The following is a 12524-nucleotide window of genomic DNA, read 5'->3' on the forward strand; positions in this document are numbered from 1 at the left end:
CACCTGGCAGTCGTTGGAACGTCTAGGGGGTACGGTGACCGGTGTGCATGGCCGGGACTGGCGCCCTCGTTACCTGCAACTCGCCGAAGAGTTGCGGGCCAAGATCACGAGCGGGGAACTCGCCCCCGGCACGCTGATGCCGTCCGAGACGGAGTTGGCCGACACGTCGGGCCTGTCACGGACGAGTGTCCGCAACGCCATCCGCCAGCTCCGGGAGTGGGGCTTGGTCCGCGCGGAGCAGGGGCGCGGTACCTACGTGCGAGCACCCCGCCAGCGGGTACGGCGTCGTAACGCGGAGCGGTACCAGTGGGAGAAGGACCGGGTCCTGCTCGACCAGGACGAGCGACTCAAGACTGGCGCGACCGAGCATGACACCGGCCTGACCGTCGATGACCTCAAGTTCCACGCCGAGTACACCCGCGTGGAAGCCGATGCGGAGATGGCGGCGGCCCTGCACGTTGAGCCGGGCGCGACGCTGCTGCGCCGGGTCTACTGGACCTCGTCGCGGCACGAGAACGCGCCACTGACCATGTCGTACTCGTACCTGCCCTATGACCTGGTGGCCGCGAACCCAGACCTGCTCGACGCCAGCAACGAGCCCTGGCCCGGCGGCTCACAGCACCAGCTCTACACGCTAGGCGTCGAGCTGGACCGCATCGAGGACGAGGTTCGGGCCCGTCCGCCGTCGCCGGATGAGGCCGAACTCCTCGACATCGACCCCGGCGTCTCCGTGCTGACCGTGCGAAAGACGTCCATCGACACCACCGGCCGTGTCGTTGAGGTGGCCGACGTGGTGATGCCGGGGGACCGGACCGAGCTTGTGTACTCCCACAAACTGCAACGGTGGAAAACTTGACGCACCTCGTCTCGGTCATCACCCCGGTCCACGCGCCCAGCGTCGAGTACCTGGCCGGCGCGTACGACTCGTTGGTCAAGCAGGACATGCCCGACGGGTGGGACTGGCAATGGCTCGTCCAGGAGGACGGGCAGACCGGCGCGTTGAACGGGGTTCTGCCGGACGACCCTCGCATCAGCTTCGGCGGTGGTCGTTCCGGCGGCCCCGGCGTCGCACGAACCCTCGCTCTATCCCGCGTCACCGGCCACCTGGTCAAGGTGCTCGACGCGGACGATCAACTCACTAACGGCGCACTCGCACGCGACATCGCAGCATTCGAGACACATCCGCAGATCAGCTGGACGACTTCCCGCGTCCTGGACCTGATGCCCGACGGCTCAACCGTCGGTTGGGACAAAGACCCGGACGGCGGACCGGTCGGCCGTGGTGCCATCCTGGCCTTCTGGCAAGCCAACGGCTACCGCGCCCAGGTGCACCCCGCCACCCTCTGCATCCGCCGGGATCTGCTCCTGGCCCTCGGCGGCTGGATGGCACTCCCGGCCTCCGAGGACACCGGCCTACTCCTCGCGGCGAGCGCGGTCAGCGAGGGCTACTTCACTCGCGAACACGGTCTGCTGTACCGCAAGTGGCCCGGACAGGTCACCAGCCAAGCCGCGCACCGCGAACCCGTCGAGTACGAAGGCCGCATGAAGATCATTGAGGCCAGAGCCGTAGCCTTGGCCTCCATGCTCCCGGACGGGTTGCCGATCAGTCCTGCGGCGTAGCTTCATGCCCCCGCATACCATGGGTACGCCGACGCTCTTTCATCTCCGCCTCGAAGATGTGCCGCCGGCCGCCGGCAAGCGTCTCGCGGGCGTATCGCTCGACCTCCTGGAACATGGCGTAGTACCCATCGTCGAACTCCTCCATGATCTGGAAAGTCCAGCGACCGGGTAGGACGTTCCTGCCCAGCAACTCGCGCTCTACCCGCTCGGCTACCTCGTCGTGGCCCGCCTGCCGTAGCAGCTCGACGACGCGGTCAAGGGTGAGGTCCGCACCACCGACGAGCTGGTGAGCGGCGTACAGGTGCCCACGCACGCGATGGATGGTCTCGAGCGCCTTACTGAGTTCCCCCAAAGCCTCGACGGTCGTGCCATCGACGCTGGCAGGTCGTGCGTGAGCGCCAACTTTGGTCTCCTGGTGATCATCCGTCATATCACCTTCATACCCATCGGTCGCTATTGGACGCTGCTTGTTGGTAAGCGGTTTGACAATTGCCTCTGGCAGGGAAGCGCCCTCGGACTGTCTGCCCTTGACTTGGTCCCGCCGAAGGCCCAAACCTCGAACCTGCCGTTATGGAACCGGCGGAGTGTTGCTTCCCGGCATGGCTCGACTAAAGTCTAGTATCTCCGCAGGGTCAACTCGACCTACCGCGCGATGCACAGCAGAGAGTGCCGCCGAAGGCTAAGGCTGAGCGGCGATTATTTTTCGCATCGCTAGGAGGTGGAGTATGACAAGGTCCCGCCGAAGGCCCAAACCTCGAACCTGTGGTTTGGACTGGAAGGACGGTCCTCGGTATTGCTGCTGCATGCGGGCTGTGCTGAGCTGGCTTGCCCGGCTTGCGTCGGCCGTCGCTGCGGCGTTCTTCGGGGGATTGTTCAAGGATTGGGCCTTGGGTCGGCTCACCTTTAGGTGAGCCGACCCTCCGGCGGGCACCCGTTTTACGCTTCGCAGGCGGCGGGTGCCCGCTTTCTGTTCGGTACCTTGCCCTGAATGTGAGCACTGATCGCGTAGTTCCCACGTCTCCGCTAACCGGTTAACGCAGCCAACTGCGATAACCCCCCTTAACGCAGCCGACTGCGATAGACCCTCTTTATCGAAGTTAGGGCCACAGCTTACGTCGGCGGCTTCGATGCTGGCCAGGACTCGCCCTATCCCGTCATCGTTTTCTCTACAAAGGTGGGGCATGGAGTCAGGGTTGCTGGATGGGCAGTCGGCTGTTGGCGTACGGCGGGACCTGGGGCCGGCTCCGCCGTAGCGCCGAAGTGAGCTGACCCAGCGCCACAGAACCTAGAGGCATATTTGTTGACTTGTCTGCCAAGTGCCGTCTACCTTGGACCTCGCAACTTGGCAGACAAGCCAACAAGTTGGAGGTTGAGCGATGGCTCTGCGTGGCGGTACGAGGTTCGCCGTGCGGTTCGAGGACGTGTTCCCGGCGGGGTGCGCGTTGGTGCCCGAGTCGTTGGGTGAGGTCGAGGACTACGACGAGAAGACGGGCCGGCGGTCCCCGACGAAGGACAAGCTGACCGGCCAGCGGGTGTGGCAGGTCCGGGTGATGGACCTTGACCCTGAGCTGGGCAAGCGGTCGCGGGAGACGACGGTGAAGATCTCGGCTGATTACCAGCCGGTGCCGCCGTCGGGTGCGCCGTTCGAGGCAGTGGAGTTCGACGGCATGACGGTAACGCCGTACGTGGCGAACAACGGTCGGATGGCGTATTCGCTGCGGGCGACCGGGCTGCGGGCTCCGGTGGTCGGCGGCAAGAAGGCGGCGGCTTAGCCGCATCTGGTTGGGGGCGGGGCTGTCTGGTCTTGGCGGACGGCAGCCCCGCCCCCTGGTGTCTCTTCCCCTGCTCTGTCGAGAGAGGTCGTGACGTGTCCAAGGGTAGGCGTCGGGCTGGCCGTGGCTGGCCTCGGTGTGTCGCGTGTCAGGTCCGGTTCGCACCATCCACCGGTGTTGACGGTCGGTGTGGCTGCTGCGCCGGGCAGCTCGTTCTTCCGTTCCCGCCGGTGCGTGACGCGGCGGGCCTGTTCGTGTCGCTGCGGGGTGCCTGATGTTCGGGCGGCCTCGCGGTGACGTGGTGATGACTTCGGCCGGGGATCTGGTGGTGTTCCGACCGAAGCGGTTCGCACTGCCGATGTGGGCGGTGCTGCTCGGGCTGGTACTGCGCTGGTCCGGCCGGGCTGTCTGGTGGTGCCTGCGGCATCCGGTGGCCACCGGTACGGCGGTGCTGGCGCTGTGGCTGTTCGTCGAGTTCGGCTGGTCCGGGCTGGTGGTGCCGCTCGTGCTGGGCTCGGCGGCCTCGGCGGTGTGGCGGTGGCGGGACGAGTCGTCCTGGTGGACCTGGATGGCCGGTCCGCTGCTCGGCTCGTTCCGGCGGGTGTTCGTCTACCAGCGGGTGTGGCGAGAGGCCATGACGCTGTGCGGCCTCGCCGACACCTACGACCTTCGGCCGGTCCTGCCGCAACTGCTGCGGGTGCGCTCGGATCAGGCGCTCGACGTGCTGACCGTCCGCATGGTCCGGGGCCAGACGCCGGAACAGTTCCAAGCGGTCAGCGCCAACCTGGCGTACGCGTTCGGCCGGCGACACGTCCGGGTCTACTCGGAACGTCCCGGCGACCCACCGACCCGCACCGGACATGCGGCATGGCTGCTGCGGCTGGTGGACCGGGTGCGGTTCCGGGATCGGCCGACGCTGGTCTACCTGGCGGTGGTGCGTACCGACGCGCTGCGCACCGTGGTGCCGCCGTTCGACGTGCCGGCGGTGCCTAACTTCACCGCGCTGCCTTTGGCCCGGCGGGAGGACCTGCGTCCCTGGTCGCTGCACCTGCTCGCGACGCATGTCCTCGTGGGTGGGGCGACCCGCTCCGGTAAGGGGTCGGTGTTGTGGTCGCTGGTGTGGGTCCTCGGCGGCGGGATCGCCTCCGGTCTCGTCCGGCTCTGGGTGATCGACCCGAAGGGCGGGATGGAGTTCGCGCTCGGCCGTCCGATGTTCGCCCGGTTCGCCTGCAAGTCCTTCGAGGCAATGGCCGACCTCCTCGACGAGGCCGTGACGGTGATGCGCGAGAGGCAGGCCCGATTGGCGGGCACGGTGCGGGTGCACACGCCGACCGAGGCTGACCCCCTGGTCGTGGTCGTCGTCGACGAGATGGCCGCGCTCACCGCGTACCTGCAAGATGTCGAGCTACGTAAACGCATCGCCTCATCCCTGGGGCTGCTGCTGTCCCAGGGGGCCGGGGTCGGGGTCCTGGTGGTGGCGGCGTTGCAGGACCCGCGTAAGGACGTGCTGCCGTTCCGGGACCTGTTCCCGACCCGCATCGCGCTCGGCCTCACCGAGGCGTCCCAGGTCGACATGGTCCTTGGCGACGGTGCCCGCACCCGGGGCGCCCTGGCGGACCAGATGCCCCGGTGGGCGAAGGGCGTCGGGTACGTGATCCTCGACGGCACCCCCGACCCAATGCGGGTCCGCTTCTCCTACATCTCCGACGACGACATCCGCGCCATGGCCCGCCAGTACCCGGCACCCGCCGACGCGGCAGACATCCTCGCCCAAGTCGGCCGGGAAACCACCCCCGAACCGACCCGACCACCGCTACCGCGTACGCCGTCCGGACCGCTGCTGCCCGAATCGCTGCGCAACCTCCTCGACCGTGACACCAGGGGTGAGGGCCGATGACCGCGCCTGCTCGCCGCTTCTACCGGCTGCGTACCCCCGAACCGGTCACCGCCGTGTCCGTGCGCGTCGACCCCGATCGACCGGACCCGTACCCGGTGTATCTCGCGGTCGGTGCGGGCCGACGCCGCATGTCCCTGACCCCCGACGAGGCGTGGGCGCTGTGGCGCTGCCTCTCCGAAGCGGTCGCCTCGCTCGGCACCCCACCCGACTACATCCGCACCGACATCCGACCCGCCCGGAGGTAACCGCCGTGAACACCCTCACCCGCGTCTTCAACCGGCTCCGGCGTCCGCTGCACATCCGGCTCGTCGGCCCCGCCCACCAGACCGCCGCCGCCCTGCACGGCGTCGCGCAGATGGTCGACCGCCGCCCCGACATGAACGGCCGACGCATCCGCATCGACCTCACCATCCGCGAGACGCCGCTGGAGGAATGGCGATGACCACGCGCACCGAATCCGCGGTACGCCTGGTGATCCTGCTCGCCATCGGCACCATGGCCGGCGCCGCCGCCTTCACCCACGTCCACGACCTGTCCGTTGCCCACGGCCAGCCGCACTGGATCGGCTGGGCCAACGCCGTAGCCGTCGAACTGATGGCCATCTACCTCGGCCTAGAGATCCGCGCCCGACGGCGTAACGGCCGCCCGGTCGGCTTGGTCGGCTCGCTCCTGGTGGCGTTCGCGCTGCTCTCCCTCGCCGCCCAAGTGGCGGGCGCTGAACCGTCCGTGTGGGGATGGATCGTCGCGGCGGTACCGTCGCTGGCCTTCCTCGCCCTGGTCAAGGTCGTCCTCTCCAACGCCCCGATCACCCCACCGACCGTCGAGCAGCACCAGCCGACCCCGTACCGGTCCGACGAAACTGAGCTGGCCACCGAAGTCGAGCCGGTCCGCCCGGCTGAGCCGACGCCGTCCGTCGTCCCGGCAGCACTGCCGCCCCGTGCCGTCCAGCCAAACCGGCCGCACGTCGTCGGGATCATCCGATGACCGCTGCGACCCTGCCCGGCCTCGAACCCGCCCCGACCCCGGCTGCCACTCCTCGGCCGGGGTCGCGGGCGGCCCGCATGGCACTACCCCGCTCCGTCGACGTACTCAAAGAGATCGCCGCCGAGTACGGCGTCTGCGTCCGCCCCCTCGCGATGCGGCGCACCGACCTGAACACCGGCCTGACCGAAGTCATCGACCTGCCCTGCGGCGCAACCCGGGAAGACAAGTGCGGCCCGTGCGCCAAGAAGAACCGCCGACTGCGACAGGCCCAGATCCGGGAAGGCTGGCACCGCGACGACGAACCACTACCCCCACCGGAACCAGCGACCGAGGAACAGAAGGCGCTCATCCTGCTACGCGGTCACCTGGAGTTCTCCCGCGACGAGGCATCCCGAGCCAGCCAATGGGACCAGGTCGAAGACCTCGACGACGCAATCCGCGAAGTCGAAGAAGCGATCACAGCCGAAGGACTCCGAGGCCGAGTCGCCCCGCCACACACGACCGGCGACGACGACCAGGCCGACGAGGACAACGGCCGCCGCCGCAAGCGTTCCACCCGCCGTCGACAGGACGCCCCCGAGCTACCTCGGCGCAAGGTCGAGCGGCGCACCGTCGGCCGCACCTACACCGCCCCGGACGGCACCGCCTACCGGCCCTCGATGTGGCTCACGCTCACCCTCGACTCCTACGGCCCGGTCCGCCCCGACGGCACCCCGCTCAACCCCGACCGGTACGACTACCGCCGCGCCGCCTGGGACGCCGTCCACTTCCCCCGACTGCTCGACCGGTTCTGGCAGAACCTGCGCCGCTGCGAAGGCTGGAACGTCCAGTACGCCGGCTGCGTCGAGCCCCAACGCCGACTCGCCCCACACGCACACTTCGCCATCCGAGGCACCATCCCCCGCGACGTGCTCCGCACCGTGGCGGCGGCCACCTACCACCAGGTGTGGTGGCCCTCGGTCGACGCCCAGCGGTACACCCTCGACCGGCTACCGGCCTGGGACGAACAGGCTTCGGCGTGGGTCGACCCCGACACCCACGCGCCGCTGACCACCTGGACGGAAGCACTCGACGCCATCGACGCCGACCCCGACGCCGAACCGGTACACGTCGTGCGCTTCGGCTCCCAGGTCGACGCACGCGGCGTCATGCCCGGCACCGACGACGCCGAACGCACCATCCGCTACGTCACGAAGTACATCACCAAACACACCGGCGACGTTCACAAGATCACCAGCAGCAGGCAGCGCGCACACCTGGACCGGCTGTGGCAGGAACTCCAGCTCACCCCGTGCACCGAACGCTGCGCGAACTGGCTGCTCTACGGCATCCAGCCACGCAAGACGAACGCGAAGCTCAAGCCGGGCCGGTGCAAGGGCAAGGTTCACCAGCGGGACACCCTCGGCATCGGCGGCCGGCGCATCCTCATCTCCCGCGACTGGTCCGGCAAAACCCTGAGCGACCACAAACACGACGTACGCGCCTGGGTACGCGCCCTGCTCGGCGTCAGCATCGGCCTCGATGGCGTCGACGACCAGGGCGCCACCGTCGAACCCGTGCGCCACGCCTGGGAACTCGCCCGACCCGACGATCCCGACGTTGGTCCGCTGGCACACCGGCTGCTTCGGGCGATCGGCGAACGTGCCCGCTGGCGCTCCGAACTCCTCGCCGCCAAGGACCGGGCCGCCCAGGGGCCGCCAGACCTTTCGGCAACTCAGCAGGACGCGCAGCACACGGGGGAGGAGTCGCGATGAACGAGGAACTGTTGACCGTGCCGGAAGTGCTCGCCGAACTGCGTGTGTCGCGCTCCACCTGGTTCTACTGGCGGCAGACCGGCAAGGGGCCACGGGTGATCAAGCTCCCGAACGGTCAGCTTCGGGTCCGCCGGTCGGCGCTCGGTCGGTGGCTCGGTGACCTTGAGCAGGACGCCGCGTGAAGAGTTACGAGGTCCAGATCTGGGAGATCACCAAACGCGCCGACCGGAAGTCCCGACCCTGGCGGGTGCGCTGGGCAGTGAGCGGCCAGCGCTTCGAGGACATGTTCCGTACCAAGGCGCTGGCGCACTCGTTCCGCGCCGAGCTGGTCCAGGCGGCCAACGCGGGGGAGCCCTTCGACCCGGCCACCGGCCGCCCGGTCTCCGAGGCCAGAACCAAGAACCCCACCACCTGGTACGCGCACAGCCGCGCGTACGTCGAGATGAAGTGGCCTCGGGCTGCGGCCAAGACGCGGCGGTCGATCGTCGAAGCGCTCACCTCGATCACGGTCACGCTCACCCGGCCAGCCAAGCGGGGCCGACCCGATGACGCGCTGCTCCGCGAAGCGCTGTACCTCTACGGCCTCAACCCGCGCCGCTGGTCCGACGAGATCCCGGCCGACCACGCGGCGGCGCTCGCCTGGCTCGAAACAGTCTCCCTCCCGGTCGTCGAGCTGGACTCGCCCGCGATGGTCCGCCGCGTCCTCGACAGCCTCTGCGTACGCCTCGATGGCAAGCCCGCTGCTGCCTCCACCGTCCAGCGCAAGCGCGCGACCTTTTACAACGCCCTCGGGTACGCCGTCGAGCTGGAGCTGATCGACTCCAACCCCGTCGACCGCGTCCAGTGGACCGCCCCCGAGGTCGCGCAGTCCATCGACCGCCGGGTGGTGGCAAGCCCCGCCCAAGTCGCCGCGCTGCTGGAGGCGGTCAAATCTCTCGGCAAACGCGCCGACAAGGTCACCGCCTTCTTCGGCTGCCTCTACTACGCGGGCATGCGCCCCTCCGAAGCCGCCGACCTCCGGCGCGACGACTGCGACCTCTCCGGCCGCTGCGCCGACTGCGGCACCGACTTCGACGACCTGGCGGCCGTCAAGCCCTCCCGATCCTGCGATCACCAGAAGATCGAATACCGCTGGGGCCGCCTGGTCCTCGCCGGTACCTCCCCGCGCGCCGGCTCCCACTGGACCGATGACGGCGGCTCCCACGAGCGGCGCGGACTCAAGCACCGGGGGAGGGCCGAGACTCGTACGGTCCCGATCCCGCCTCGCCTCGTCGAGCTGCTCTGCGCTCACGTCGAGAATCACGGCGTTGGTCCGGATGGTCGCTTCTTCCGAGGTCTGCACGGCGGTCCGCTCTCCGAGTCGGTCTATGACCGCTGGTGGAAGCTCGCCCGAGACAAGGCCCTAACCGAAGCCCAGACTGCCTCGCCGCTGGCCCGCCGCCCGTACGACCTCCGCCACGCGGCAGCCTCGCTCTGGCTCAATGCCGGTGTCCCACCCACCGAGGTCGCCCGCCGCCTGGGCCACGGCGTAGCCGTCCTGCTCCGTGTCTACGCCAACTGCATCGACGGCGGCGACGACACCATGAACGACAAGATCGGCGGTGCGCTTGGCTGATCATTTGCGGCTCAGTCGCCTCGGCGCGGAAATGATCTCGGGAGTCGTCGCTCGAAGCCGGATGGGAGATCAGATTGCGCGTGGGCTACCGGCGTGCTTGTTGCCAAAAATAACCTCCGTGGGATGCCCGAATTTTGCCCAGTTGCATCCAAGGTGGGAATTGCCTGATAGGCGGTGAAATTTGCCGAGCCCTCGGTTGATCAACCGACTCAAGTTCGACCCACCGCAACGGACATGGCTAAGCTGCGAGCAATCCTCGCGTGAGTCTCCAGGGCATCAGGATTGCGCCGCTCCTGCAAGATCGTTGCACGGCCGATGCAAGCTGGCTACTGGTCGCACGCGCCCGGCGTGTAGATAATGGAGTTGGCGTGTCAACAACTTTGACAAGCATGGCCATCTTGAAGGTCAACTTTGACCGGCAGCAGAAAGATGTCCTCGACAACTTTATTCCTTTTATAGCCGATCGCGCGTATCACTCTCGCCAGGCGGCCTTCTCCATCCCTGAGCTTCAAGAGGACATCCATAAAGAATATGGTATCAACATCCCCGGCGGCGTCTTGAAGATTCTTGCAAAGCGTTGCAAGAAGAGGGGGATGTTCAGGCAGGAAGCGGGAGTCCTTTATCCAGAACGTGAAGTACTAGCAGAGTTTGACTTGTCGGCCAGCCGGGCAGAAGTTCGAAGGAAACACGCCGCGCTCGTGAGGCAGGGCGTCCTCTATGCCAAAGAAGAATTCGATGAGGATCTGACGGAGGATGCGTTTGATGGTGGGTTGAATGCCTTCATCAAGGAAAACGCGGCTCCCCTGCTGGCAACGGTTGTCAACGGAAGTCCGTTGGTGGACCTGGGTGATGTGCAACTCGGTAGTATGCGATACATAATAGGCGGATTCGTCAATTATCTACACCTGAAGAATCCCGAGGGGTTCGAATACTTCTCCGCAGTGGTAAAGGGGGCGCTTCTCGCGACTTCTCTCTACTTCCCCGAGGACACTTCTTTCGGTGCGAGGCTTGATCGCCTCCGAATTTATGCTGACACAACTATGCTGCTTCGTGCGGTGGGGGCATCCGGCCCGGACTTGCAGCTCCTCGCGCGCGAATCTATAGAACTTGCGATCAAATTGGGGGCTAGGGTCTACTGCTTCCAGCATACTCTTGGGGAGATCGTAGGCGTTCTGGATGCATGTCAAAAAGCTGTCTCTTCGGGAGGTCGCTACTCCTATGGTGAGACAACCGAATTCATGCTGTCGGCTGGCTGGGGGGCCAGCGATGTCTTAGAGCTCAAGGAGAGCTTTGAGGCAAGGCTTGAGGCGATCGGCGTTCGAGTGCGTGAAAAGCCGGAGCACGACCGTCCGCTGACGCTCGATGAGCCACGGCTTGAGGAAGTCCTTCAGCAGGAGATCAGGCATCGGAACCCGGCGGCCTTGCTGCGAGACATCGACTCGCTTACGGCTATCTACCGCCTTCGCGGTGGCCGCCAGTTTCGCCACTTGGACGATGCGCGAGCGGTGTTCGTATCGCACAATACCGCACTGGCCAGGGCCTCTAGGCGGTATATGAGATTAGAGGACTCTGAGCGTGAAACCATACCGCTCTGTATTGCCGACTTCGTGCTTACTACTCTGCTCTGGCTAAAGCAGCCTCTAGTGGCACCTGAGCTCCCAGAGCATGTAATTATTGCGGACTGCTTCGCGGCCATGCGGCCATCGGATCATCTCTGGAAGCGCTACGTGGAGAAGATTGAATCGCTGCGAGAGCGGGAGCGAATAACTGACGATGAGTATGTGCTTCTTCGTCAGTCGATCGGGGTTCGTTCCTTGGTTATGTATCAGACCGGGGAAGACCCAGATGCCTTCACGGAGGGCACCGTGGATCGCGTTCTTGCTAAGGCGCATGAAAACATTGCGGGTGCCGCAATGGCTGAAGCAGACGATGAGAGGCAGCGGAAGTCTCAAGCTTTGGCCGAGCTTGAGCGAGCGCGCGCTGACGCCGACCAACAGAAAGCCGAAAAGCTAGCAGATGCGCAAAGTAGTGAGCGTAATCTGCGCGCTGTAGCTAGACGCCTAGGGCGTATGGCTACGATGTCTGCGATCACGCTAGTCGGTGTTGCGGCTGCAGTCGGCGCATTTCTTGCCACACCTTGGCCTGGGGTCAGTCCCGTGACCTTGGAGGGAGGTGTTGCGGCAGCGGCCTTCGCCGCCATCCTTATTGCTGCTTCTCTTTCTCTATACGGGGCACTGTTTGGTGGAAACTTGAAGTCTATATCTGCGACAGCGGAGCAATGGGCATCGGGAAAGATCTATGAGTGGATGAGTGCCGGCGCGGCGGGTGGCGATGAGGATTTCGAGCGCGGAGGCGATTCACCAAGCAAATAGCCTGGGATGGTTGCATCAGGATCAATCTAGATCTTGAAGTCGCGAAGTCGAGCCGCGAGGCGGCGCCTACGCCATGTGGTCCGTGACAGTGAATGGACGTCCCGGTTCGCTGTGGGCGGATCGTGGGCGGCAGCCCTGTCGGTGCTCCCGACTAGGTAACGGTTACCAGGTCAACCGCTACGCGGGTCGCAGGTTCGAAGCATCCTGTAAATCCGTCGCGAAAGCTACAGAGGTTCGAATCCTCTACCCGCCACCAGGTGCGAGAACGGCCCCCGACCAGCAGAGATGCTGGTCGGGGGCCGTTCTCGTCGAGCTAGCTCCGTCCGGCTGAGTCCAGCCCGTTGCGCCCTGAGCGACTTCCTGGGCCGAGTCCTTGCCGTCGGGAATTGATGCGGGCTGTCAGGATCCTCGTCGTGAGGCAACTCCCCGCCTGTCGTCGGTAGCTGTGTGCCCGGCGCCGTAGCAGGCAGGGCGGCCCGCCGCCGGCTGGCGCACCGTGAGGTCGAGGAG

General features: G+C 66.2%; 12 protein-coding genes. 11 read left to right on the forward strand and 1 reads right to left on the reverse strand.

The features are described from left to right. Window positions 1-34: 34 nt before the first annotated feature. Both ACIBMZ_RS02030 and ACIBMZ_RS02035 read left to right on the forward strand, forming a co-directional pair. Window positions 35-856, forward strand: coding sequence for a GntR family transcriptional regulator (locus ACIBMZ_RS02030; protein WP_396690207.1), 822 nt, complete (start codon window positions 35-37; stop codon window positions 854-856). Continuing rightward, window positions 844-1620: a glycosyltransferase gene (locus ACIBMZ_RS02035; RefSeq protein WP_396690209.1), complete on the forward strand. Its 777-nt coding sequence runs from the start codon at window positions 844-846 to the stop codon at window positions 1618-1620. The genes ACIBMZ_RS02030 and ACIBMZ_RS02035 overlap by 13 nt, the downstream gene beginning before the upstream one ends. Here the strand turns inward: ACIBMZ_RS02035 and ACIBMZ_RS02040 are convergent. Then, the gene (locus tag ACIBMZ_RS02040; RefSeq protein ID WP_396690211.1) at window positions 1604-2050 is read right to left on the reverse strand and encodes a hypothetical protein; all 447 of its coding nucleotides are present in this window, start codon (window positions 2048-2050) and stop codon (window positions 1604-1606) included. The genes ACIBMZ_RS02035 and ACIBMZ_RS02040 overlap by 17 nt on opposite strands. Before the next feature lie 946 nt (window positions 2051-2996). Between ACIBMZ_RS02040 and ACIBMZ_RS02045 the strand changes: the two genes are divergently transcribed. The 9 genes from ACIBMZ_RS02045 (at window position 2997) to ACIBMZ_RS02085 (ending at window position 12014) form a co-directional block, all read left to right on the forward strand. After that, window positions 2997-3392, forward strand: a complete 396-nt coding sequence (locus ACIBMZ_RS02045; RefSeq protein ID WP_169596189.1) for a transcriptional regulator — start codon at window positions 2997-2999, stop codon at window positions 3390-3392. A 304-nt stretch (window positions 3393-3696) separates the two neighbouring features. Further along, complete coding sequence (locus tag ACIBMZ_RS02050; RefSeq protein ID WP_396690213.1) at window positions 3697-5289, forward strand: FtsK/SpoIIIE domain-containing protein; 1593 nt, start codon at window positions 3697-3699, stop codon at window positions 5287-5289. Next, window positions 5286-5534, forward strand: coding sequence for a hypothetical protein (locus ACIBMZ_RS02055; RefSeq protein ID WP_357216361.1), 249 nt, complete (start codon window positions 5286-5288; stop codon window positions 5532-5534). The genes ACIBMZ_RS02050 and ACIBMZ_RS02055 overlap by 4 nt, the downstream gene beginning before the upstream one ends. Before the next feature lie 5 nt (window positions 5535-5539). Next, the gene (locus ACIBMZ_RS02060; RefSeq protein ID WP_169596192.1) at window positions 5540-5731 is read left to right on the forward strand and encodes a hypothetical protein; all 192 of its coding nucleotides are present in this window, start codon (window positions 5540-5542) and stop codon (window positions 5729-5731) included. Continuing rightward, window positions 5728-6273, forward strand: a complete 546-nt coding sequence (locus ACIBMZ_RS02065; RefSeq protein WP_396690216.1) for a DUF2637 domain-containing protein — start codon at window positions 5728-5730, stop codon at window positions 6271-6273. Before ACIBMZ_RS02060 ends, ACIBMZ_RS02065 begins: the two co-directional genes overlap by 4 nt. Beyond that, window positions 6270-8027 (forward strand): replication initiator, encoded by a 1758-nt coding sequence (locus ACIBMZ_RS02070; protein ID WP_396690218.1) that lies wholly within the window; start codon window positions 6270-6272, stop codon window positions 8025-8027. The genes ACIBMZ_RS02065 and ACIBMZ_RS02070 overlap by 4 nt, the downstream gene beginning before the upstream one ends. Next, the gene (locus ACIBMZ_RS02075) at window positions 8024-8209 is read left to right on the forward strand and encodes an AlpA family transcriptional regulator (protein WP_126711246.1); all 186 of its coding nucleotides are present in this window, start codon (window positions 8024-8026) and stop codon (window positions 8207-8209) included. Before ACIBMZ_RS02070 ends, ACIBMZ_RS02075 begins: the two co-directional genes overlap by 4 nt. Further along, window positions 8206-9642 (forward strand): tyrosine-type recombinase/integrase, encoded by a 1437-nt coding sequence (locus ACIBMZ_RS02080; RefSeq protein ID WP_396690220.1) that lies wholly within the window; start codon window positions 8206-8208, stop codon window positions 9640-9642. Before ACIBMZ_RS02075 ends, ACIBMZ_RS02080 begins: the two co-directional genes overlap by 4 nt. Before the next feature lie 389 nt (window positions 9643-10031). After that, window positions 10032-12014 (forward strand): hypothetical protein, encoded by a 1983-nt coding sequence (locus tag ACIBMZ_RS02085; protein ID WP_396690222.1) that lies wholly within the window; start codon window positions 10032-10034, stop codon window positions 12012-12014. The last annotated feature ends 510 nt before the right edge of the window (window positions 12015-12524 follow it).

Source organism: Micromonospora sp. NPDC049900 (genome assembly GCF_044461025.1).
GTDB lineage: Bacteria > Actinomycetota > Actinomycetes > Mycobacteriales > Micromonosporaceae > Micromonospora.

What these genes read in the sequence shown, in the direction of transcription:
- ACIBMZ_RS02055 (WP_357216361.1), top strand. Translation starts at nt 5,286, where the DNA reads ATGACCGCGCCTGCTCGCCGCTTCTACCGGCTGCGTACCCCCGAACCG.
- ACIBMZ_RS02070 (WP_396690218.1), top strand. Translation starts at nt 6,270, where the DNA reads ATGACCGCTGCGACCCTGCCCGGCCTCGAACCCGCCCCGACCCCGGCT.
- ACIBMZ_RS02075 (WP_126711246.1), top strand. Translation starts at nt 8,024, where the DNA reads ATGAACGAGGAACTGTTGACCGTGCCGGAAGTGCTCGCCGAACTGCGT.
- ACIBMZ_RS02040 (WP_396690211.1), bottom strand. Translation starts at nt 2,050, where the DNA reads ATGACGGATGATCACCAGGAGACCAAAGTTGGCGCTCACGCACGACCT.
- ACIBMZ_RS02050 (WP_396690213.1), top strand. Translation starts at nt 3,697, where the DNA reads ATGACTTCGGCCGGGGATCTGGTGGTGTTCCGACCGAAGCGGTTCGCA.
- ACIBMZ_RS02065 (WP_396690216.1), top strand. Translation starts at nt 5,728, where the DNA reads ATGACCACGCGCACCGAATCCGCGGTACGCCTGGTGATCCTGCTCGCC.
- ACIBMZ_RS02085 (WP_396690222.1), top strand. Translation starts at nt 10,032, where the DNA reads ATGGCCATCTTGAAGGTCAACTTTGACCGGCAGCAGAAAGATGTCCTC.
- ACIBMZ_RS02045 (WP_169596189.1), top strand. Translation starts at nt 2,997, where the DNA reads ATGGCTCTGCGTGGCGGTACGAGGTTCGCCGTGCGGTTCGAGGACGTG.